20 protein-coding genes and 1 pseudogene are annotated in these 21,078 nt (G+C 63.5%); 16 read left to right on the forward strand and 5 right to left on the reverse strand.

Annotation, left to right across the window (positions count from 1 at the left end; translation table 11 throughout):
* Positions 1–48: 48 nt before the first annotated feature.
* Both OG203_RS16165 and OG203_RS16170 read right to left on the reverse strand, forming a co-directional pair.
* Complete coding sequence (locus OG203_RS16165; RefSeq protein ID WP_405166475.1) at positions 49–1,287, reverse strand: peptidoglycan DD-metalloendopeptidase family protein; 1,239 nt, start codon at positions 1,285–1,287, stop codon at positions 49–51.
* Positions 1,287–3,278 (reverse strand): cutinase family protein, encoded by a 1,992-nt coding sequence (locus OG203_RS16170; protein WP_405166476.1) that lies wholly within the window; start codon positions 3,276–3,278, stop codon positions 1,287–1,289. The genes OG203_RS16165 and OG203_RS16170 overlap by 1 nt, the downstream gene beginning before the upstream one ends.
* Before the next feature lie 1,253 nt (positions 3,279–4,531).
* Between OG203_RS16170 and OG203_RS16175 the strand changes: the two genes are divergently transcribed.
* From OG203_RS16175 to OG203_RS16195, 5 genes and pseudogenes are all read left to right on the forward strand, one after another.
* Positions 4,532–5,530 (forward strand): GAF domain-containing protein, encoded by a 999-nt coding sequence (locus OG203_RS16175; RefSeq protein ID WP_405166477.1) that lies wholly within the window; start codon positions 4,532–4,534, stop codon positions 5,528–5,530.
* Positions 5,531–6,240: 710 nt separating this feature from the next.
* Entirely contained in the window at positions 6,241–7,713 is a 1,473-nt protein-coding gene (gene istA, locus OG203_RS16180) for an IS21 family transposase (RefSeq protein WP_405167889.1), read from the forward strand.
* Entirely contained in the window at positions 7,710–8,483 is a 774-nt protein-coding gene (istB, locus tag OG203_RS16185; RefSeq protein ID WP_405160819.1) for an IS21-like element helper ATPase IstB, read from the forward strand. The genes istA and istB overlap by 4 nt, the downstream gene beginning before the upstream one ends.
* A 172-nt stretch (positions 8,484–8,655) precedes the next feature.
* Positions 8,656–9,003, forward strand: a pseudogene (locus tag OG203_RS16190) (GAF domain-containing protein); the annotation flags it as partial.
* Positions 9,004–9,015: 12 nt separating this feature from the next.
* Positions 9,016–9,702 (forward strand): hypothetical protein, encoded by a 687-nt coding sequence (locus OG203_RS16195; protein WP_405168220.1) that lies wholly within the window; start codon positions 9,016–9,018, stop codon positions 9,700–9,702.
* On the opposite strand, the gene OG203_RS16200 is transcribed toward OG203_RS16195, so the two are convergent.
* The 3 genes from OG203_RS16200 to OG203_RS16210 form a co-directional block, all read right to left on the reverse strand.
* The gene (locus OG203_RS16200; RefSeq protein ID WP_405166478.1) at positions 9,646–9,906 is read right to left on the reverse strand and encodes an aldehyde dehydrogenase family protein; all 261 of its coding nucleotides are present in this window, start codon (positions 9,904–9,906) and stop codon (positions 9,646–9,648) included. The genes OG203_RS16195 and OG203_RS16200 overlap by 57 nt on opposite strands.
* 34 nt (positions 9,907–9,940) lie before the next feature.
* Complete coding sequence (locus OG203_RS16205; RefSeq protein WP_405166479.1) at positions 9,941–10,174, reverse strand: aldehyde dehydrogenase family protein; 234 nt, start codon at positions 10,172–10,174, stop codon at positions 9,941–9,943.
* Between the two features lie 161 nt (positions 10,175–10,335).
* Positions 10,336–10,947: a TetR/AcrR family transcriptional regulator gene (locus OG203_RS16210; protein WP_405166480.1), complete on the reverse strand. Its 612-nt coding sequence runs from the start codon at positions 10,945–10,947 to the stop codon at positions 10,336–10,338.
* A 109-nt stretch (positions 10,948–11,056) separates the two neighbouring features.
* On the opposite strand from OG203_RS16210, the gene OG203_RS16215 reads away from it, so the two are divergent.
* From OG203_RS16215 to OG203_RS16265, 11 genes are all read left to right on the forward strand, one after another.
* Positions 11,057–12,433 carry an oxygenase MpaB family protein gene (locus OG203_RS16215; protein WP_405166481.1) on the forward strand — a complete coding sequence of 459 codons (1,377 nt, stop codon included), beginning with the start codon at positions 11,057–11,059 and terminating at the stop codon, positions 12,431–12,433.
* A 6-nt stretch (positions 12,434–12,439) separates the two neighbouring features.
* Complete coding sequence (locus OG203_RS16220) at positions 12,440–12,790, forward strand: 2Fe-2S iron-sulfur cluster-binding protein (protein WP_405166482.1); 351 nt, start codon at positions 12,440–12,442, stop codon at positions 12,788–12,790.
* A 300-nt stretch (positions 12,791–13,090) separates the two neighbouring features.
* Positions 13,091–13,951, forward strand: coding sequence for an ABC transporter permease (locus tag OG203_RS16225; protein WP_405166483.1), 861 nt, complete (start codon positions 13,091–13,093; stop codon positions 13,949–13,951).
* Entirely contained in the window at positions 13,951–14,814 is an 864-nt protein-coding gene (locus OG203_RS16230; protein WP_405166484.1) for an ABC transporter permease, read from the forward strand. The genes OG203_RS16225 and OG203_RS16230 overlap by 1 nt, the downstream gene beginning before the upstream one ends.
* A gap of 139 nt (positions 14,815–14,953) precedes the next feature.
* On the forward strand, positions 14,954–15,877 hold the full coding sequence (locus tag OG203_RS16235) for an MlaD family protein (protein WP_405166485.1): 924 nt from the start codon (positions 14,954–14,956) through the stop codon (positions 15,875–15,877).
* Positions 15,874–16,881: an MlaD family protein gene (locus OG203_RS16240; RefSeq protein ID WP_405166486.1), complete on the forward strand. Its 1,008-nt coding sequence runs from the start codon at positions 15,874–15,876 to the stop codon at positions 16,879–16,881. The genes OG203_RS16235 and OG203_RS16240 overlap by 4 nt, the downstream gene beginning before the upstream one ends.
* Positions 16,882–16,958: 77 nt before the next feature.
* On the forward strand, positions 16,959–17,402 hold the full coding sequence (locus OG203_RS16245; protein ID WP_405166487.1) for an MlaD family protein: 444 nt from the start codon (positions 16,959–16,961) through the stop codon (positions 17,400–17,402).
* A 49-nt stretch (positions 17,403–17,451) separates the two neighbouring features.
* Positions 17,452–17,913: a hypothetical protein gene (locus OG203_RS16250; RefSeq protein ID WP_405166488.1), complete on the forward strand. Its 462-nt coding sequence runs from the start codon at positions 17,452–17,454 to the stop codon at positions 17,911–17,913.
* Positions 17,913–19,016 carry an MlaD family protein gene (locus OG203_RS16255; protein ID WP_405166489.1) on the forward strand — a complete coding sequence of 368 codons (1,104 nt, stop codon included), beginning with the start codon at positions 17,913–17,915 and terminating at the stop codon, positions 19,014–19,016. Before OG203_RS16250 ends, OG203_RS16255 begins: the two co-directional genes overlap by 1 nt.
* Entirely contained in the window at positions 19,013–20,092 is a 1,080-nt protein-coding gene (locus OG203_RS16260) for an MlaD family protein (protein WP_405166490.1), read from the forward strand. The genes OG203_RS16255 and OG203_RS16260 overlap by 4 nt, the downstream gene beginning before the upstream one ends.
* A complete protein-coding gene (locus OG203_RS16265; RefSeq protein WP_405166491.1) occupies positions 20,089–21,045 on the forward strand; it encodes an MlaD family protein in 957 nt (318 codons plus the stop codon). Before OG203_RS16260 ends, OG203_RS16265 begins: the two co-directional genes overlap by 4 nt.
* Positions 21,046–21,078 lie beyond the last annotated feature (33 nt).

Below are 21,078 nucleotides of genomic sequence, written 5' to 3' on the forward strand. Positions count from 1 at the left end.
ATGCCGTGACGGGAGGACTGGCCTCTGCCTCGGGGTTCAGGCCGGTCATCAGCGCTCACCCCCTGCCACGCTCGCCTGAGCGCTCCGGCTGGGGCGCTGTTCGGCGGCAGGCGTGGTCTCTGCCGCGGCGTACTCGGCGGCCATGCGGGGAATGGCTTTCACATATCCCAAGGTCTCCGCGTTCTGACACACCCCGCCCTGGCTCAGGGTGCCCTCGGGTCCACAGTTGTACATACTCAGCCACAACTCAGTGAGATCACCACGCAGTTTTCCTTCTGCCAGGCCAGCTTTCGCGATCTCCACCAGCGAGCAGGCATATCGCGCCTGCGACATCACCGCATCCGGGACCGAGTAGATATCGGCACGCCCGTCACCATCACCGTCGACACCGTTGCGCGCCCACGTATCCGGCATGAACTGCGCGGGCCCCAGCGCACCGGCTGGCGATCGGGCGAACCGGTTGAATCCCGCCTCCTGCTTCAACTCTGCCGCCAGCAACGGGGCCGTCACCTCTGGGCAGGTCCTCGCGGCCTTGCCGATCCAGAGTTCGTACTCAGCTGGCACCGAGCCTGGGCGCAACGAAACCCCCGCCACCACAGCAGAACTCGGGCCACACCCCACCATCGCCGTAGCCGATCCCAGCATCCAGCGAGATCGCGAACTCGCCCGGGAACCACCCGGTGCACCCACGTGCGCCACCGGCATCACGTGCCCGCCGGGCACGGCCTTCGTCGCCTGCTCGAGCCACGGCATCGGATCGATCTGTTGCCCACCCTGCAGCCGCCCACCCGGTACGACCTCGAAATGCAGGTGCGGACCAGTGGATTCACCGTCACTGCCGACCGCACCGATCGGTTGCCCGGCACGGACTTCGTCGCCGGTCTTGACGAAGACCCCACCGGCGCTCATGTGCCCGTACACCGTCGAGAGCGGGGCTCCGTCGTAGACGGTGTCGATGATGATCCAATGCCCGAACCCCTCGGCGGGGCCCGCCGCGGCCACCCGGCCATCGGTTGCAGCGAGGATCGGTGTCCCCAACGGCGCGGCGAGATCGACACCGCGATGCACCGCTCCCTCGCGCGACCCGAACGGCGAGGACACCGTGTACGTGCCCTGCGCCAGCGGCATCACCACCCCGCCCGTCGATACCCGCTGATAGGTACGGGGAATTTCGGGTAGGCAGTTCGGGTTCGGCGGTTTGCGGTCTCCTGACCCGAGCATGAACGCGACCGCGGCCACGAGTGCCACACCGCCGACACCGAGCAGGCCAATCAACGGGGCGGCCATCACACCACCCCCGCGACGGTGCGGATACGGGCGGAGAACCAATCAGTCAGCCAGTCAACGGCATTGCGTTGTCCATCGACGAGATAGTGCTCGTAGCCCTGATGAACACCGGAGGCGAAGAAGTTCGCCGCGCTCACCCCCTCGGAGGTGAGCTGAGCAAGGTCCTCGCCTCCTTGCCCGGTGAGGCTATCGCTCAACTGCTGCGCCACCGCACCCAAGCCCCCGGCACCGTTAGGTGCTGTCGGCTCGGATCCGTCGCTGTGGCTGGCGGTGTCGGTCAGGGTGTCCACCGCCAAGCTGACGAACCCGAGCATCGTCGGCACCAGTCCAACCAGTCGCGTCCCGACCTCTATCGGGTTGGCACCCTTGGTGATCGCCTCGGCGATACTCCACAGGTCCTCCTGCAGTCGCCCGACCTGACGGGCCAGCTTGACGACGTTCAGGTTGTCCAAGAGCCCGACGAGGACCGAGGCGGTCTGCGCGGTGCCGGAGGTATCCGGGATCATCGCGACCAGCTGCGACACCGTCCGCAGATCAACACCGTCAGCCAGCACCACCAGGGGCTTGAACAGGGTGTTCAGTTCACCGAACAGACCGTGCAAGACCGTCACCTTCGCCGCGACGTCGTTTGTCTCCGTGATCGCCACGCCGATCCGCGACACCGTATCCACGACCGCGGGCAGATTCCCTGCGAACTTCAACCCGTTGGTGGCGATATTGCTCACCTGCCCGACCACAACCGAGGGCTTCAGGATGCCTAGCGCCCGCGACGCTTGTGACAACGCCTCCGGCGAGGACGAGCCCATTGATTCGGTCAACGGCGCTGTCGCCGAGGCGAACCGGCTCGCAGCTGCCGCGCCGTCATCACCGCTCGGCGTGCCCGCTGCCGACCCGGCGAGTTCGGACAACGAGGTCAGCGCAGCGGGCAGGTCCGATCGCGACAGTCCCCCGACCACCTCGCCGGCCACCCGTTGAGGTGAGCCCGCAGCATCATTCGACAAACCTGATACTGCCCCAGGGTTCACCTTCGCCCACGAGGCCAGCTCACCGAGGGGCCCTAATGCTGCCTGCATCTCGTGCACCGCCGCCGACACACCGTTGGCGTCGACCTGTCCTTGTCCCGCAGCGGCGACAACCTTTTCGATGCTGGACCGCAGACCCGTCAGGTCGATGTTGCCGACATCGGAGACCAATGACCCGATCAGATCCGACGTTGAGCCAGCGTCTTGCTCGGTGGCCGTGCCCGCGGCGCCGACAGGTTGCGACAGGATCCGCCCCAGGCCCGCCAGAATGGGATTGGCCGACGCGTTGGTCGCGCAGTATTTGTCTTGCTGTGCACATATTTCGGCCGTCACGGCAGACAAGGCACAGAACCCACCCGGGCGTGGACCAGCGATACCTTCACCGTCGACTTGCGGACCAACCAGCTTCCCGCCGTTGGTCCCCTGCCGTGGGTCAGCGATCAATCCCACCGCCAGCACCCGCTCCGCACTGATCGGGTCGCCTGAGCAACCGATCGATCCTGCGATATCGCCTAACGCGTCAGCGCCCTGCGAGTAACCCGCCAGCACGAACTTCGTTGCACCGCAACTCTGCCCGAAATCTCCAATCACCCGACGTGCTGCAGCGACCCCGGTCGCTTTGCTGTTCCCATACGCCATCCCATCGAACGCCGCAGCCGCATATGCCGGGAACCGGAAGGCGAACTTGTCGCCGAACTGCTCCGACAAACGAGTCGCGACCGGACCTAGCAACCCAACCGGCTTCGTCTCATCGGCTTGAGCGTTCGTTTCCCACGTACCAGGCAGAAATACACCGGCCACTGTAGGACAGTCAGAAACCGCCAATCCCGCACCAGGCCAAGGACTTCCGGTGGCCGCTCCCGCACCGGTCAAGCCACCGACCCCGACAGCGCACACAGTTCCACCGATCAACAACCGCACTGCAACGGGAAATCGGCCCCGGCTCCCGACGCTGATGCCGGGCTTCACGACGCCTCCCGGCCGGTTGACCGCTTCCGTGCCGCCACCCAGGCATCAACTGCCGACGCCTCGAGCTTCAGCGGAGAATTCTTCGCAAGTCCCGATTTCCAAGCCCGCGAATACAACTCGTGCCCAACCACACGCAGATGACGGATACGATCTGGCGTATCTCCCGTTCGAGCACTGATCTCCCGGATCCGCAGGATCCGCTCGGTCGGAGCACTATTCATACCATCGGCAGCACTATCGCCCATTCAATCACCTCCACTGACACTGGTTCGCAACACATTTCGCGTACCGAACCGCCATCAATCGAACCCGTATAGACGTGCAGGGGCCTCGTCAACGCATCTACTCACGAGGCAGACGCCAGCAACCGCGCCACCACACCAAGCCCGAATTCCGCCCACGGACCTGTGAGTTACGCGAAAGCCCTATCCTTCGTTCGGATTTGCGATCCGATGCTGGCGCAGCCCACAACCGCATGAACGCTCCCGGCCGTCTTGCAGTCGGCGACGTTCCTGAACCAGCCTCCGCAGACGCCGGTCATCATCGACCATCGCGTCGTACAGCCGCTCGAGGCGCTCACTGAGTCCCGCATCTCGCAGAACATCGGGGCGCCGCTGAAAACGTTGAGTCACCGGTTGATCCGCACTCCGATTGCCGGGATGCATCACCGCAGTAGATTGCCGAGAGAAATGTTTCATAGCGACCGCCTCCTCCACCCGGAGCCAGGAGAATCGAAACTTCCTACATGGGAAGCACATTGAACCCTGGTCGAGCACAGAGCTGCCATGCCGGTCGAAAGCGCTTGTCCCGCGTGGAATATGAAGTCCCCACCCGTATGGGTTGACAGCGAAATTCGCGTCAGAATCGTCCAGCCCTCGTCCGGTTCCGCACTGCGGTTACCGGGAAACCCCTCAGACGGGGCATTCACGAATGTAACTCACATCACAATTGTGCGCAACCTTCGCGCAATCCGCCAGCGGGAGTTCCCGACAGCTTTGGACAACGCGACGGGGTAACCCACCCGAGCATCAACTCACCTATGCAACTCTTGGACGGCGACGCTGTGGCGTCCCACATTCGAACGCTCGAGGGGCAAGCAAACAGCATCATTCGCGGCACTCGATCTACCGACAACAGATGCAGACCTGCGTCCGGGGAACCGGCTCCGGCCATGCCGGACGTAGCCGAAGTGCAATCCAAAGCGATCGCCCGTATCGCCCACATCCACCGCATCCTGACCTATCGTCGAAGCTATGGTCGCCAGCTGGATTCTGGTCGAAACGCTTGGAGGCGGACCGCCTCGTGTCATCGCGATCGGGCGACACGTTCGACCGCTGCGGCCGCTGGAAAACGAGCTTCGTGGAGCTCACCGCGAAGCGATCATCGATGCGGTCGCCGGGGCGTACCAATCGAAAGAGCCCTACCGCGCCAAGGCCAGATCCAAGGGCGTCCAAGTCATCGCGGAGCCGTTTCTATCTCCCCTGGGTATGGTCAACGCTGTCCAAGTGTGGGCAGGGCCGGAGTCCTCGGCGCCACCCGAACGCCTGCCCACCGGCGCATGGGTGTGGGATGTCGACCGCGGCACATGCCTGGCCAGCGCTGACGTTCATTCGGTGTATCGAATTCCACCAGAGAAAGCCCTTACCGAGATCTCTAGGGTGCAGTCGATGTTTGGCGTGACGACCGCGGCGCGACACCAGGAAGTTGCGCTGGCGCGGGTGATGGCCGGCCAGGTCGGAACGCAAGTTCACGAAGTATGGAAGATATGGCGGTACGACGACGTACTGCGCGATTTTCACTTCGCCGCCCGATTGTCCGTCGATGACGACGGCAAACGCTGGCTCCATGGCGTGACCCAGGACATCACCGAGGGATCGTCCGCGATCGCGGACCCGCTGACGTTCGCCGACAGCCTCATGGAGGCCGAGATGGCTTCGCAGGCAGGCGCGCACGCAGCACTCGTGGACCTGCGAACGCTCACCGCGATCCGCTGGCTATCCGCCCCGATGCCAACGGTGCAATGCGAAATGACGGGACATCCCGAACGCGATCCGGCAATACATCCTGAGGATGTCGCCAAAGCGAAGGCATTGGCCGAGGCGGTGCGGACAGCACCGGCCGAGGGCCATATCCGAGTACGCAGCAGCGATGGAGGCTGGATCAGAATCAACATTGTCGCGTCCCTGGTAATCCTGGACGAAACCGTGACCCCCACCGCGGCGCTGGTCAAGGTTCGTGCGGATAGTTCATAACCTGCCTGCCCATTTCGCTGGACATTTTCCGGCAAACTCACTACTCTGCCATATAGCATCCAGCTATCAATATCCGCTGGAGACGGCAGTTGCTTGTTTCTCTCGGCAGCGCACGTCCCGCTGACACATGGTGGCGCTTTCGCCTAGGCGAAGGCCAGAACCAGCATCGTGTTCACGCGAGGAGGCGGCGCCCATGTCTATTCCGATACACGCCATCACCACGGGACCAGCCCTCTGGCCGATCCCGGCTGCCCCGTATGCGTGCGTGCGCTGCTCGTCCAAACGATCGCTCGTGTCAGCGTGCTGCACCGTTATCGATACCGCAAAGCCGCCTCGAGCAGCAGATCCTTACCGACCGCAGCATCCGAGGCGCCCCGAAGTTGCAGCGAGAACGTCATCAGCGGAGGTTCACAATGACCACTGCTGACGACGCGTTGTCGCCTTCCGATGGCAGCGCGCCGACCTACCGTCCAAGGCGGCCCAACCCACCTCACGCGCGTCTGCCAGCGGACGCCGGATAATCCGGGTGGATGGACATATGGGTCCGGGCTGGCGGACATGATTTCTCCGGATGGGCGGACGTCTGGGTCTCCGGGACACGCCTGAGTAAATGCGAAACGGGATCTCTTCGGGCGGGTTGGCTGAGTGGTGTGTGATCGCTCGCCAACTGCGTCGAAGGGATCCCGTTGACCAAGTCTGACAGGGAGATCATGGAGATTCTGGAAGCGTTCGATTTGACACGCTGCGCGCATTCGGCGGCAGCGTTGTCGGGGGTGGATGAGAAGACGGTGGCCCGGTATGTCGCGATCCGCGACGCGGGCCGCGATCCGCTGGTGAAACTGCCGCGGCCGAAGTCGATCGACCCGTTCGTGGGCAAGATCGAGGAGTGGGTCGACAAGTCCCAGGGCAAGGTGCGCGCTGATGTGGTGCATCAACGACTGCAGGCGATGGGGTTCACCGGCACCGACCGCTCGACGCGCCGCGCGGTCGCCGAGGCGAAGACGGCGTGGAAGGCCGGCCACCGCAGAAAATATCGGCCGTGGCTGCCCGAGCCGGGCATGTGGCTGCAATTCGACTGGGGTGAGGGCCCGAAGGTGGCTGGTCGGCGGACCCAGTTGTTCTGCGCCTGGCTGGCGTGGTCACGATATCGGGTGGTGATCCCGTCGTGGGATCAAACCCTGGGTTCGCTGGTGCTGGGCATTGATGTGACGTTGCGCCGGATCGGTGGCGCCCCAACGTATTTGCTCACCGACAACCCGAGAACGGTGACGGTGGACCGGATCGCAGGGCTGCCGGTGCGGCATCCGGAAATGGTCGCGGCCGGAAGGCATTACGGCTGCAAGGTGGAAACATGCGAGCCCTTCGATCCGGAGTCCAAGGGCGGCGCGGAACACACGGTGAAGATCGCGAAAGCCGATCTGGTGCCGACCACGGCGAATCTGCTGCCCGAGTATTCCTCGTTCACCGAGCTGGCGGATGCGTGCTGGGCGTGGTGTGAACGCATCAACGCCCGCCCGCATCGCGAGACCGGTGTCGCGCCGATCGCTCGCCTGGGGATCGAGCGTCAGCATCTGCATGTGCTGCCGGGCGAACCGCATGCGATCGCTCTGGGTGAGGAACGCCTCGTCGGTGACGACCAGACTGTTCGATGGGGGTCGGTGCGGTATTCGACCCCGGACGGGCACCAGGGCGCCAAGGTGTGGTGCCGCGTCGCCGGTGAGGAGTTGGTCATCACCGCCCGAACCCCGCACGGGCTGGCCGAGATTGCCCGCCACCAGCTTTCGACGCCCGGTAATCCGCGCATCCTCGACGAGCACTATCCCCATCACGCGGGCGGGGATCTACCGCGGGTGCGGAAATTGCGGCCTCGGACGGTTGAGGAGATCGCGTTTCTCGACCTCGGTGAAGGCGCCCGCCGCTGGCTCACCGAAGCCTCGGCCACCGGGGTGTCGCGGATCCGGGCGAAGATGACCCGGGCTCTCGAGCTCGCCGCTATCACCGGGGCCGATGCGGTCGACGAAGCTCTCGGTGCCGCTGCGGTCGCCGGACGGTTCGACGACGGCGACACCGCCGCCATCCTCGATCACCTCGCCAAGTTCTCCAGCCTCGCCGACGTCGTGCGCGCCGACGAGGCGCATTCGGTCCAACCCGGGACCGCGGGCTGGGGGAGGTTCGGAGCATGAGCCACCCGAAAGCCCCGGCGCTGCCCGACGAACTGGAAGCGATCTGCCGCCGGATGCGGCTGCCGTATCTGCGCAAGGCCGCACCCGATGTCCTGGCCACCGCCCGCGCCCAACGCTGGGACCCCGCAGAGGTAGTTCGGGTACTACTCAACGAGGAGGTCACCGGACGCAACTCCGCCACCCGCCGCCAACGCCGCAAACGCGCGAATTTCCCCACTGGCAAGACGTTTTCGTCGTGGCTGCCGGAGGAGTCAACGATCTCCGAAGCAACGCAGAATGCGCTTTCCACTCTGGAATGGGTTGGGCGACATGAGAATTTAGCTGTCGCTGGCCCCTCCGGCACGGGCAAGAGTCACTTCGTCGAAGCCCTCGCGCATTCGGCGATCGAGAAAGATCTGCGGGTGTCGTGGTTCACCCTCGAATCCCTGGCCACCATGATCGGCAAGGCCAAGGTCGACGGCTCGATCGCTCGCGCGGTTGCCCGCATCTGCTCTTGCGATCTGATCGTGGTTGATGACATTGGCATGTTGCCGGTTGGCGCTGACGCCGCCGAAGCGTTCTACCGTGTCATCGACGCCGCCTACGAGCGGCGTTCTATCGCGGTGACCAGCAATATCCACCCCAGCGGATTCGATTCGATCATGCCCAAAACTTTGGCCACCGCGACCGTCGATCGGCTCCTGCATCATGCGCACCTGGTGCTGACGAAAGGTGATTCCCACCGGCTGGCCGAAGCATTCGCCGGCAAGGGGGTGACGCCACTGACCTGACCTGATTCAGCCGGAGAACTGATGTCCACCGGCCCGAAGATCTGCTGTCCACCCAACCGGACCCGTCAAGTCCACCCGCCCGGAGGTCCCGCTGCCCGTTGACACGCGTCCATCGTCTAGAGGCCACTACGCCTGCGACCTCGCCCATACCTCAAGTCCCTCCCCTGCCGACATGCCACGTCATCGGTCTGACGTACGCGACCTGCAACCGAGAAGCTCTACCGCTCGCGGACAATGGGTCATCGTCGAAACGCTGTCTGTCGATGCACGCCCTTCGGTGATCATCGACGGCCGCTACCGACGGCACTTCGCCAACCTCAGCCGGGTCGGCATCGCCACCAGCGCGGGGGTAGCCCGACGACTGCAACCCGTCGTCGATCGTTGTGCGATCACTCGACAGTCCCAGCGCGATACCGTGCACCTGCCTTCCGGATCCATCCTGCGAATCGCGGCAATGCCGGTATTGGGACCCGCCGGAAGCGTTTACGGCGTCGGGTTGTGGGCGGGGACCAAGAACGAGGCAACACCACCAATGCCGCTGGTTGGCACCATCGAATGGAACGCGCTGACCGGCGTCGCACACATGGCCGCTGACGCCGAAGCGTTAATTGGGCTCCCGGCCAGCGAAACACTTTCTGCACGAACACTTCCCGATCTGATGTCCCACGTTGACCGATGGGATGACCGGCACGGTTTCCTTGCCCTGTTCGACCCGGTCCGCGACAGTCGACGATGGAGCGGCAATATCGCCCTCTCCGGCACCGAGACCCGCGGCCGCCGCCACCTCCACATCGCTGCGACTACCGATCCAATCAACACAGGTCCTGCCATCAGGGGCCTACTGGTCGATATCAGTTTCATCGAACCCGCCCCACCCGCTGACGTCGGATCACTGGCACTACACGCGGTACCAACATCGCTCGGACACTCGATCGGCATGATAGATCTCCAAACCGGGCTCATCTACGACTGGATCACCGTCGCAACAACATTCGCCGACCATCTGCGCCGCAGCAACCCAGAGATCCATCCCGACGACCTCTCCGCTATCGGGCAGTGCCGACTAGAACTCCTTCGCGGCACCTCAACTGCAACCGCCACGTTTCGAATGCGCTTCAGCAACCGGGACGACTGGACTACGGTCGACGGCTGCTGGCTCGCTCTACGAAACAGCGAAGACAGACCCCAGGCGTTGCTCGACATCGTCCTCTCCGGGTAACTCACGCCCGAGTCCGCTGCGCTTGTACCCGCCGAACGGTAATGCCGGGTGCATGCCGCCCGCTCCACCGTTGATCGCAAGATAACCCGACCGGATGCGGCGGCACATCGCGAACGCCACCTCGGTATCCGCGCTGTAAACGTGGCCGCCGAGACCGTAGGGGCTGTCGTAGGCGATCGCTACCGCTTCAGTGTCATCGTCCAACGGCAGGACGACGGCGACCGGTCCGAAGATCTCCTCACGGGCCTGGATGATGATCTGGCGGACGGCGTACCCGACCGCGGCGGCGATGTCGGCGTCGGCGGCGGACGATCAGCGCCGACTTGCCACCGAGTTCGAGCAGCACACGGTTGATGTTCGGCGCAGCCTGCGCGAGCACCCGCGCACCGATTCTTTCGGAGCCAGTGAAGCTGATGACATCGACTCGCGGATCTTCGGTCAGGACCGTACCGACCTCGGCGTCACCGGACACGATATTGAGTACTCCCGGTTAGCCGAAGGGAGATCGAGATGCCGGAACGGGCCTCGCCACAAGAAGCGTCCCCAATCCGCGTCGGCAAGTCGATCATCTTCGGCCATCCCGTGGTCGTCATCGCGTACCAGCGCGGACTGGAGGCGAAGGGTGGCGATAGGTCAGGCGATTGCGAATAGGCCTTTGGTCAGCAAGGTCGCGGTGCGATCGATGAGGCGGTCTCTGTCGAGGTTGGCTGGTCTGTCGATCGCGATCCGTAATGCTGCCGACAGGCCCACGCCCATGCCGATGTAGACGAGCTCGTCGATGGTCGCGTCGTCGAGCTCGGGAAACTGGATCGCGAGATGTATGCGCGCGAATTGCTCGAGTTGCTGTTCGACCCCGGGCAGCATGTTGCTTTGAGTCCCGAGCGGGACTTCGCCGACCACCGCAGTAATGACGCCGCGATTGGCTTCGATCGCACCAACCAGTGCCTCCACAAACAGCCGTACCATCTCGTCGGTGCCGAGGTTCACCATCTTGGTCAGCGTGACCAGCAGCATGTGGGTGATGTCGGCGGTGGCCCGATCACTCAACGCGATCAGCAGTTGGTCCTTATCACTGAAGTAGCGGTAGACCGTCCCGATACTGACCTCGGCATGCTCAGCGATCATGTTCGTAGTCAAACTCCGATAACCGTGCACCTCGAGAAGCTGAGCCATGCTGTCGAGAATCTTCTCGATCGTGCCTTCAGCTCTTTTCTGAACTGGCCGATATCGCTTGGAGCTGCTCATATACGCCTTACCGGTGCCGTGTCGTGGAGTACCTGAAACTGAGTTGAAACTGAATGATACTCACTATTACTCTCGGTGTACTCGACCAGCGACAAAGGAGTCCAACGTCATGGTGACAGCAGCAGTACCGATCCCGCCGTCGAGAGACGTTAGGCCGCACCGATTCGACTACTACTACCGTGCGGGAATGGACCTGCGCCTGGCACCGATGCGCGCGAGGTCGACCACGGCGCTATGGGATTTTCCGCGGCGTCAACTGACTTCTCCGTGGATGCACTGGCAGCAGGAACCGGTCGCTACTCGATCGACTCGCTTGATGGTCGATCACCTGTGGCAGGGTGACGAGCAGATGGACGCGGTGGTGCAGGCGTTCCGGCGGGTCGGGATGGCCGAGGGCCGGGCCATGCTCGATGCCGCACTCGATGACGGAATCGGGTCGGTGCTCGATCCACCCGCGGAGCTGGTGGCGTTGTTCGACCGGCTCGACAATCCACCCCAATGGTATGACCCAGCGGTGTGGGAGCGCGGGCGTCAACTCTGGATCAATGCGTCCTTCGCCGGGAAAACGGCCATGTTGGCCCTAGATATCCTGGCCACGTTCGTTGGCGCCGAAGTGTCCTCGGCGACGGGAGCGACCGGCAGATTGGTCAACGACTTCGTTCGCCGCACGTTCGAAACCAACACATGGTTCTTGAACGCCACCCGAGCGGGTGGGATGGATCGGTATTCCCCGGTGTTCAAAGACACCGTCCGAGTGCGGTTGATGCATTCCCAGGCGCGGGCCGGATTACGCAAGTCGTGGGGTGACGAGCATTTCGAGCAGCACGGCAACCCGATCTCGAACGGCACGATGATGGGGGCAGCGACCAACTTCGGATTGATGCCGCTGCTGGCTGATCATGCGTACGGGCGCCGCTGCAGCACCGACGATCTCGACGCGGTGATGACCTACTGGTCCTACATCGCCTACGTCTTCGGTGTCGCTGAAGAACTCATTCCCCGTTCGGGCGCCGAAGCGATAGAGATGTTCGACTACATCGGCGCATATACGGGCGGGCCGACAGAGTGGACCGGTGTCATGGCCGGTGCCGCAGATTCGGCGCTGGACAACACATCCGGTGTGCGCGGGCTATTGAGTCGAGCAGCAGTAGGACCAATGCTGGGCGCGTTGGCCTACTTCGCGGGCGAACCACTGGTGCGCGCCCTGACGAAGACAACGAGTGTGGCTGAGGTGAACCTTCGGCCGTGGATCGCCCTGACAGGGTTGACGGTCAAGGCCAACATCGTGACCCGCAGGGTCTTGGATCGGTTTCCCTTCGCTGAGCAGCGAATGATACGGCGAGCTCGTCGCAGTGATCTGTTCTGGAATCTGAACGTCCGCTTCGCCAAGGCGTTAGCTGCCCGACAAGACATTCACACCACCCCTTACGACCATCACGACGCCACCGCGCACACCCCTGCCGGTTGCCCCATCGGGATGAACTGAACTGCCATGGGCAACTGGTTGTTTCGACGCAGCCAGCCTCGCAAACCGGGCCCGCCGCCGCACACCATCGCCGACGGCGCTGCCCGAGCAGCGTTCGAAGTAGAGCTGTTCCGGGGTGCGCGAACGGTGCGGGTGCCACCAGAAAAATCAGTCCTGGAAGCACTCGAAGCAGCAGGGCTCACGCCACCGTTTCGGTGCCGGTCCGGAATATGCGGCACCTGCGAAACACGGGTGCTGTCAGGAACTGTCGAACACCACGATACCTACCTCGATGACCCGCAACGGGTCTCGGGCCAAGCGATGATGATATGCGTGTCCCGAGCACCTGCGAACACCCGTGTCGTCCTCGATCTATGACTAAGGGTGGCACCGCATGGTCGGCATCGATACCCATCTCATCCCGATTCCCACGTCCACTGCGCGAGTTCCTCCTCCGCGAGGCGGTCCATCACCACGAACGGGGGACGCGGCACGCTGGATCGACCGTGCCGTCTTCACCGCCGCGCAGGCACCGACGAGATCATGCTCGAAGTCATTGCCTGCGACCAAAGAACGCCCGCTCAGGAGCACAAAGGACGACCGTGGACCGCACTGATTCGCAGACACTTGCCGACACCTCGCTCGACCTGGCCCCCATTCAACCCTCAGGTGCCCACAGTGGGTGACGGGCGCGACGTCGCGGCGCGACCTCGCAGGAAATCCGAGTCGTCGCTCGATATTCTGCGGTCCAATGTTTCGACGACCGTGTTGTCCAGCGTCGCGACATTCGGTCGTGCGATGCGTTCGGGTGCCGAGGCGACGAAGATCGGTGTGGTCGATCTCGTGCGGCTGCGACTGCAAACCCACGAAACCTTGGCGCAAGCATGGTTTCTCATCACGGTGACCGCGATTCCCGGTGTGCTGATGGCAATTCCGTTCGGGGTGATCGTGTCCGCGCAGGTCGGCAACCTGGTTCACCAGCTCGGTGCGGACTCCCTGATCGGTGCTGCGGGCGGACTCGGCGTCATCAAGCAGGGCGCGCCGCTGGCGACAGGGCTGTTGTTGGGCGGTGCGGGGTCCGCGGCGATCGCCGCCGACCTGGGCGCTCGCACGATCCGCGAGGAAATCGACGCCATGCGGGTAATGGGCATCGATCCGGTGCAACGCCTTGTGGTGCCACGCATGATCGCGATGCTGATCGTTGCGCCGTTGCTCAACATCCTCATCATCGTGGTCGGTATCGCCGCCGGCTACATCGTCGCGATCGCAGCTCTGGATGTGACGCCGGGCAGTTACTGGGCGTCCTTCGGCTCGTTCACTACCTCGATCGACGTATGGGTGTCGCTGGGCAAGTCGACTATCTTCGGCTACCTGGTCGTGGTGATCGGTTGCCAGCGCGGATTAGAGGCCAAGGGCGGTCCGCGTGGTGTAGCCGACGGTGTGAACGCTGCGGTCATCTTGTCGGTGGTGTCCATCGCGCTGGTCAATGTGGTCATCACTCAGCTGGTGACCATGTTCTTCCCCACCAGGCTCGCGTAATGACAGCGACTTCCTATGTGCCGCCCGCATTGCGGCCGCTGGCTAGGTTGCGACGCCGCCTCCGATTCTGGTCGCCGATCGACAAGCTCGGGTTGGTGCTCGGTTTCTCTTGGCAAGCGCTGACGTCGATTCCGTTGACGCTCAAGCATTATCGCGCTCAGACGATGCTGACGATCACCGACATGATGTGGGGTCGTGGTTCGGTAATCGTCGGCGGCGGCACCGCGGCGGTGATGGTGGTGATGGGCGGCGCTGTCGGTGCTTCGATCGGCATCGAGGCCTACAGTGCGTTGAACCTGGTATCCCTGGGCCAGGTCAGCGGCGTCATTTCAGCGTTCGCGAATACCCGCGAGCTGGCGCCGATCGCAGCTGGAGTCGGGTTTGCCGCACAGGCCGGGTGCCGGATGACCGCCGAGATCGGGTCGATGCGGATCTCGGAGGAGATCGACGCGGTCGAGGCCCTGGGGGTGCGATCGGTGCCGTTCGTGGTCACCACCAGGATCATCGCCGGTGTCGTCTCGATCGTTCCGGCATTCCTGATCGCTTTGATCCTGAGCTACATCGCCTGTGCGGCGGTGATTACCGCGGTCCATGGCGAACCACGCGGAGTCTATGACCACTATTTCTTCCAGTTCGTGCTCGGCTGGGACATCGCAGCGGCGGTGATCAAGGTGGTCGTGTTCGCAGTCGCGGTCATCCTGATCCACTGCTATCAAGGGTTTTTCGCCACCGGGGGCCCCGAAGGCGTCGGTATCGCCTCGGGCCGGGCCATCCGCGCGAGCTTGGTCGCGATCATCGCCCTCGACATGATGATGACCATTCTTCTATGGGGTTTCAGCACACCCCTGTCGTTCACGGGGTGAGCTGATGTCGGAATTCGAAATGTCGGGAGCGGCAGTCGATCAGCCTCGCGCGAGGCTGTTCGGTCTCTGCGCGATCGCGATCGCGGTGCTCGTGACGATCGGGGGGCGAGTCATATCGTCCGACCAGGCACCGAACGACATGTCAGTCAGCCTGCTGACCCAGCAGACCGGTTCCGGTCTGAAGTCCGGTGCCGACGTGCGCCTGGACGGTGTCAAAGTAGGAGCGGTCGCTTCGATCGACCCGATCCCGGGCGGCCGCCAGCGAATCATGTTGCGCCTGGACGAGTCTCAGCTGTTCGGCCTCACCGACACGTTGGGTGTCGATTTCGCACCGGGAAATCTGTTCGGCATCAGCGAAATCGAGTTGCGGCCCGGGGCGGGGGGAACGGCTCTCGGCAATGACTCGGTGGTGGATCTGAGCGGTGTAGAGGCCGCACGCACCCGGGACGCCACGATCTCGACGCTCCTGCGTGGGGTCGGCGGTCTGACCGACAACGTACTCACACCGCAGTTGGCTACAGTGCTGTCCCAACTCTCGGGCGATCTCAAAGGATTCGCCCCGTTGTTCGAGTCGATCGTCGTGACTGTTCGTGCGATGGCCGATACCCAGAAACTTCCGTCGTCATTCCTGTTAGGACAGCTCGAGCAGCCCCTTGCCGGAACACCTTCGACGTTGGACGGCGGGCTTCGCCTGCTGCACGGCCCGTACGCCAATACCTACATGGCCTCGGACGCCAACCGGGCTCGCTTCGATATGACCATCGCTGCGGTCACAGACGGCCTGATTCCCGCACTCAGCGGTGCACTCGCCACCGGCGGGCAATACTACGTCGGATACACCGACGCGCTCGCGCCACTACTGAACGCGGTCGCGCAATCAGTTGCTACACCCCAACGTTCCGGCCATGAGTTGAGCCAACTGCTCGACCAGCTCGCACAGGCCTTCCATGACACCGCCAACGGCCCAGTCCTGGACCTTGCGGTCGAGCTGCGGAGCGTCCCTGGGCTGGCAGTGCCGCTGCTGGCCGGACTGCCCGCACCGCTGCCGGGGAGCGGCCGGTGAGATCGACTCGTTCACTTCTACTGCGGACCGCCATCTTCGCCGCGGCAATGATTGTGCTGCTGATCGGGGTCTTCCAGACCATCATCAGGCCGGTCGAGGGCGACACCGACACCTACACGGCGATATTCACCGATATCAACGGACTCAAGACTGGCGACGACGTACGCATGTACGGGGCCCCGGTCGGAAAGGTCACCGAACTGCACCTGGACCGCGCCGAGGTCAAGATCGGGTTCACCGTGCAGCGCGCACAACCCCTCTTCGACAACAGCACCCTCGCCATCCGATACCAAAACCTCGCTGGTCAGCGCTATCTCGACATCCAGCAGCCGACCGCCCCCGGCAACCGGCACAGCCCGAACCAGACCTTCGGCACCGACCGGACCGTGCCCTCCTTCGACATCACCCGACTCTTCAATGGTCTGCAACCGGTACTGGCCGAATTGGCACCGGCCGATATCAACCAATTCGCGACCAGCATGCTCGCGGTCATCGAGGGCCAAGGTACCGGCGTCGGTCCGGCGCTGGACGCGATCGACAAGCTCAGCCGCTACACCAGCGATCGCCAGCAGGTGATCTCGACGCTCGTGCACAACCTGGCCCAGGTCTGCGACCAGCTCGCCGGAAAGTCCGGTAACGCCCTGGTATTGCTGACACAGCTCACCAAGCTGTTTCAGAACCTGCAACAGAAGATCGACGGGCTCGTCGACTTCGCGCTGACCATCCCGCCGGTGCTGGCACCAATCGACAACCTGCTCGCGCAGCTCGGCCTCAACGGCGACCCCGATCCCGACCTGGACGCCGCATTGCGCAATGCCTTCCCCGACCCGAAGACATCGGTCGAGGTGATGAATCGTTTTCCCGCGCTACTGCAATCGCTCGCGAATCTGATTCCGGCGAGCGGCCCGAGCGTAGACCTGACCTGCGCGCACGGTACGGCGCAGGCTCCCCAACCTCTGCAGATGCTCATCGGCGGACAAAGGATCACACTGTGCAATCGCTGAGGCAACGACTGCGGTCATTTCGGCCGTCCCGCGGCGCGAAGACGCCAAAAGATAGTGTCACGCAACAACGTTCGGATGTGCGCTGGGGATTCGCGGGATTGCTGGGTGTAGTCGTCGTGGCGGCCGCGTTCGGACTGGTGTATGTGGCTGATGGCGACGCCGCAACGTACACAGCGCAACTCTCCGACGCGGGAGCGACTCGAGTCGGAGACGAGGTGCGCGTCGCCGGAATGACCGTGGGGACGGTGAAATCACTGTCACTGCTGGCCGACCGCGTCGAAATGACGCTCACCGTGGACAACGACGTCTTCGTCGGGGCCCAGTCCACGATCGATATCCGGATGCTGACCATCGTCGGTGGCCACTATGTCGCACTGCACCCGGCAGGAACCCGGCCACTGGGCTCGGCGAAGATCCCGTCGGATCACGTGACCCTGCCCTACAACCTGCCGGGCGCTGTTCCAGGATGCGATCGAACCTCTCCAAGGAATCGACGGAAATGTCTTGCGCCACAATCTTGATGCGGTGGCGAGCTCGATCGACAATAGCCCCGACTCGTTCAAAAGGCTGGTGAGCGCGGTCGGCGACATCGTCGAGATCCTCGACAAGCAGAACGCCGACGTATCGCGCACGCTCGCCATCGCCGATGAATACCTCACCTCCCTCAATGCGAGCAAAGCGGTTGTCTGGCAACTGATCACCTCACTGGGCCTGCTGGAGACGATCGTCACCGACCACGCCGCCGAGATTGGCCGGACGCTGCGCACAGTAGCTGAGGTGCTGTCGCGGATTGCGCCGCTGGGGCGGGCGTGGGACGCGACATTGCAACCCATGGCACAGGGCCTGGCCGATGCGATCCCGAAACTCGACGAGATCGGCGCCGAACTCGGTGCGCTGCTCGACTCCATCGCCGCGCTAGAGCGCCAAGTGCAGCCACTGCTCACCGCGCCGGGCGGGGTCACGATCGACCAGTCCAGCGCCACCATTTCCGTTGCGGCGCTGTGTGTCCCCGTACCGGGAAGGACATGCTGATGATCAACCGTATGCTGGACTCGCGCGGATTGCTGTCGTTCACATTGGTCATCTGCCTGGCCGGGGCGGTGGTGGCGGGCTACCAACTGGTGCAACCGACACCGCGGATGCGCAGCTACTGCGCGCTGATGCCCGACAGTATCGGCTTGTACAAGGACAGCGCCGTCACGATCATGGGCATCCCGCAGGGCAAGGTCACCGACATCACAGTCGAAGGTGGCTCTGCTCGGGTCGAATTCGAGATACCCGCCTCGCGCAAACTCCCGCCCGACGGTGGCGCGACCACACTGTCGGACACCCTCGTCGCCGACCGTCGCCTGGCGCTCATCGGTGCCGAGCCCACGGGTGCGGGCCGGGACCCCGCCCACTGCATCACCAAGACGGTGACTCCCAAGAGCATGTCCCAAACCTTCACGGCCATAGCCGATCTCGCGGATCAACTGAACAATGCAAATAGCACCGACCACCCCCATCTCACCGTCGGCGGACTGGCTGCTCTCGACAACGCGACCGCAGGAACCGGCGAACAGATCAATACCATCATCCGCCACCTCGGTTCCGTGCTGAACTCACCGGATGCGGCGATCGGGCACATAGGCGCGCTGCTCGACGCCCTGTCAGGTCTCGCGCACAGCGCGAGCAACGGCTGGGCCGACATCAAATCCACCCTGACCCGATTCGCGGAAACACTCCGCACCGCCAAAGACACTGTCATGGCACCGATCATCACGATCTTCGAGAAGCTGCGCGATGTGCTGCCACCGCTCAACGACCTCACCATCATGTTCGGCGGTCCGCTGCTGCGCCGACTGGACGCGGTACCGAATCTGCCTCAGCTGATGACGGCCGGCCTGAGCTCCCTGCGCGAAGCCATCGACATGATGCCCACTATCGCCGACGCGTTCGCCACCGCCGTTGACCCCGCGACGAAACGCGTGTCACTGACCTACGCGCCACCGCGAGTCGCGATCCCAGAACCACAACTACCGCAACTGTGTTCGGCGATCAACCTGATCACACCAGGCCAGTGCACCGACACCACCAATGGTCTGGTCAATATCTCGCTCACCCGATGGGTGCTCGAATCAGCAGGTGCACGATGACACACCACCACCCCCGGCGGCGTCGATTCCTCCGCCTGACCACCGCCACCGTAGCGACGGCCCTGACTGTAGGCGGCTGCGGATTCGACCCGTCCTCGATACCGGTTCCCGGAACGACCGTTTCCAGTGCGACCTACCCGCTGCACATCGAATTCGCGAACGTGCTGAATCTGCCACACCGGGCCAAGGTCATCGCCAACGGAGTCCAGGTCGGCAACCTCACCGCAGCAACCGTGCACAGCCCGGTCGCCGGGGTCCCGGGCAAGCGCGGCTATATCGTCGCCGACGTCACGATCGAGAACACCATCTTGTTGCCCACAACCACCACGGCCGAACTCCGGCAGGACACCCCACTCGGTGACGTCCACATCGCGCTCATCACTCCACCTGCCACCGCAGGGGCGACCTACGCCTCCGGAGCGACCATCCCGATCACACAGACATCGCAGGCGCCCCAGATCGAAGACACCATGGCCGGACTCGCGGCTACCGCCGGTGGTGGCATCGTCACCAACTTCCAAGACATCATCCGACAGCTCAATACCGCTCTTCCACAAGATCCGAACGAGACCGCCCGCATCTTCGGCGTACTGGGCAACAACCTCACCGACGTCGCGGGAAACCTCCAGACCGTCGATTCCGTACTCGACGGACTCGAGCTCAACGCCCAGCAACTCCTCGACGACAAAGCCATCCTCAACGACATGCTGACCGACTACGGCGCCCAGCATGTCGCGGACACCTACAACTCGGTGGTGCAGATCATCCTCGTCCTGACAGGACTAGGACCGCTCTCCCACAATGCGTTATGGCTGACATCACTGGTCCAATCACTCGACAATGCGGCCAAAGCTGTTGTGCCAGTGCTTTTCACCGGAAGCCCATTGGACCTGAGCACGCCATCGAACCTGAACAAGCTCGTCGATCTCATTCAGAACAAACTCATTCCGTTCACCCAGATGGGACCCAAGGTGAACGTGGTCGGCGCGACAGTTTCCGATCCCGCGTCCCTTTCGGCGACAGATCGCACTGATCAGATCATCGCAATGCTGCGGATGATCGGAGCCGTGCGATGAAACTACGATCGGCCTGCTCACTGGGGGCCATCCTGCTCGTATTGATCGTCGGCATCGGCTACCTGGCGTTCGGGGTGCTGCGCTTCGACCCGATCAAGGACTACACGAACGCGACCATGCTGCTCCCGAACTCCGGTGGGCTCGCGGCGAACTCGCCGATCCTGCTCGCCGGCGTCGAAGTCGGCAAGGTAACCGCCATTCGAAAAGTTGCCAGCGGCGTCGAAGCAGGTATCCGCCTCGACAGCGCCTATCGGGTACCCACCGCCAGTACCGTGCGGATCGAGAATCTCTCAGCCCTCGGCGAGGCCTACATCGTCTTCATTCCCGCCAACGGCGACGGACCCTACATAGCCGCCGATCAGCATCTCGACCTGCGCAATACCAAGGCCCCCATGTCGATCCCCGAGGTCGCTGTGCGCGTCGTGGACCTGATCAATCGACTGAACCCCACCGTCGTCCAATCCCTGGTCGGCACCCTCGACCAAGCCCTCACCGGAACCGAGCCCGTGATACCGCAATTACAACGCTCGACCCAATTGCTGGCCGCGACCGTCCTCAGCCGCACCGCCGCGTTCCGGCAACTGCTCACCGACCTGCAGACCGTCGGCGCGGACATCGACTGGGCAGGTCCGTCCCTGCAAGAAATCGGGCCACTGCTGACGTTCTTCGGCCAGCAAGCCAACGATGTCATCGACCAGGTCGCGCAACTGGCCGATCGTCGAGACCCGCGCGCCTACACCACCGGCGACGGCGTCGTCCCGTTCCTCGGCAATCTCAACGCCTACCTCGACAAGATGGGACCTGACCTGGCCCCGCTGGTACCAGCAATCCAACCGCTGATCGGCCAGGCGACCAACGCCGTGAGTCGGCTCGACATCAGCGCACTCATCGCACAAGCGCTCGATACCACCGCTGACGACGGCGCACTACACCTGCGAATCAACGTCAAATAGCCGCCCGCCGAACGATTTCCGATCCCCGCACAA

The sequence above is a fragment of the Nocardia sp. NBC_01499 genome (assembly GCF_045040275.1).
Lineage (GTDB): Bacteria > Actinomycetota > Actinomycetes > Mycobacteriales > Mycobacteriaceae > Nocardia.